This is a genomic window from Xenorhabdus yunnanensis (assembly GCF_028598805.1).
Classification (GTDB): Bacteria; Pseudomonadota; Gammaproteobacteria; order Enterobacterales; family Enterobacteriaceae; genus Xenorhabdus; species Xenorhabdus yunnanensis.
Genome location: NZ_JAQRFI010000147.1, coordinates 1 through 1,773 on the forward strand (window position 1 = coordinate 1; position 1,773 = coordinate 1,773).

A 1,773-nucleotide genomic window follows, 5' to 3' on the forward strand; every position below is an offset into this window, starting at 1 on the left:
ACCTGATTTCACTTCTATTTTTTGCCATTCATCTGTCGCTATAAATTCCATATTCCATCTCTCTGTCGCTGATAATTTATACAGCCATATTATTGCAATATATGCAACAAAGCAAATTAATGATGCAAAATAAGAAACAATAAAATTCACTATAAATTAACGACAGACAGGAAGCGGCAATATCATGAGATATCGCCGTTTGATGAGGTATGATGAAAGGAAGCTGAGGAGTGAGTAATCAATATGGGGCTTATTATTCATCAGGTAAAGCCTTCATTCTGACACTGGAAACATGAGGACAGGATACTGACAAATCTTTGTATTTTGATGTCATGCATGTGCGGTTGTGGGTATGTGGTATTCACGGAATGTGTCATTTAGACGTCCGTGTCTGGAGACCTAAAAAATTATCCAATCTGAGTAGTAAAAGTAAGGATAGAAGCGAGTTAAAAGGTATTAGTTAGAATTAAGCCGCTCTGACAATGTAATTGAATGCGATGTTACGAGGACGGGTTTCTGTTCCTGTTGAATTAGCAACCGCATTATCCATGTAACCATAACCACCAGAACCCATTCCGACAGCAATACCCAATCCTCGGGGATCTGCTCCGTAGTTAATGTTTTCGTGGACACTATTGAAAATGCGGTTCCCTGTACCTAAATTCTCGGCTCCAGCAGTTGAGCTGGACCACATACGGTGAATTCTGTGGCTATGTGGCGCGATATCTGCCGTTTGATTAGAAAGCAGATGTCGCCCAGCGTCCGCTCCTCGCCCATTATCCCAGCCGCGAATAAACTCCCCTCGCAAATCGGGTAGTACACCAGAGGGATAAGCAAGAGCAAGTTTCGGATATCTGACTGTATCAAACGAGTTACCGTTACATATCAGCCAGCCTTCTGGCGGTGTTTCTGTAGGCCAAGGAACAGGAACGCCGACAGGTAAAGACAATCCTTCCATTAATGACTCTATTCCAAGGTTCTTAACAAACTCTTTTTTATCAGGTATATCAGCTCCATTCTGATCTTTTGCTAAACGAGTATTGGCATTGTCATTTGCATTACTGGCATTCTGATTGGCTGTATTAGCCAAATTATACGTCACTTTCACTGCTTTTGGTGTTGCCGCCATAGTTTCACTATCACTACCGACATCATTGCTCAGGACAACAAATCCCTTATCTTGCAGTGTTGCATTGGGATGATTACGGCTTTGGGCGTGTTCTTCAATAGATTCTTTTACATAATTACGACTGGGTACCACGAAAAGATCACAGTCACAAGGGCATGGTGTATCAGGCTTATTATTTTGAATACTCATACTTAATCCCTCATTTAATCAACAATGTGTATTGCTAAATAACATGAAGGCGGGTTACTTCACCGCCGGTGAACATCAATAAAGTCGGTTCATCAATACTGGAGAGTACGGCTTGAATTTAATCTGAATGGCATGTTTTGATGGCAGAATGGCATAAAATGACAGGCGGGAAATTAATAAAAACTGCCCCACTAGTGATCAAAATTAATGCAATGCGGAAGCTGTACAGGTTATTGAATAATCAGATATAGGAATTCTCATATCGGAACAATTAATACCCTATGTTCAATAAAGGGCATTCACTATCAGCACCAAACTTCAAATATACCCCTCGCTGAATCGCGCATCACCTTTCAAATTATAAGCCTTGCTCTAGTAAGAATCCGATTGAGGTGAAAATCTGACCTAAGTGAGGGATTTATGTCTGAAATTAATAAGCTGGATAATGCAGGTAT

Annotated in this window: 1 protein-coding gene; it reads right to left on the bottom strand. The window is 40.7% G+C overall.

All coding sequences use genetic code 11. The features are described from left to right. Positions 1-466: 466 nt before the first annotated feature. Entirely contained in the window at positions 467-1,318 is an 852-nt protein-coding gene (locus PSI23_RS21250; RefSeq protein WP_273556942.1) for a phage tail protein, read from the bottom strand. Positions 1,319-1,773 lie beyond the last annotated feature (455 nt).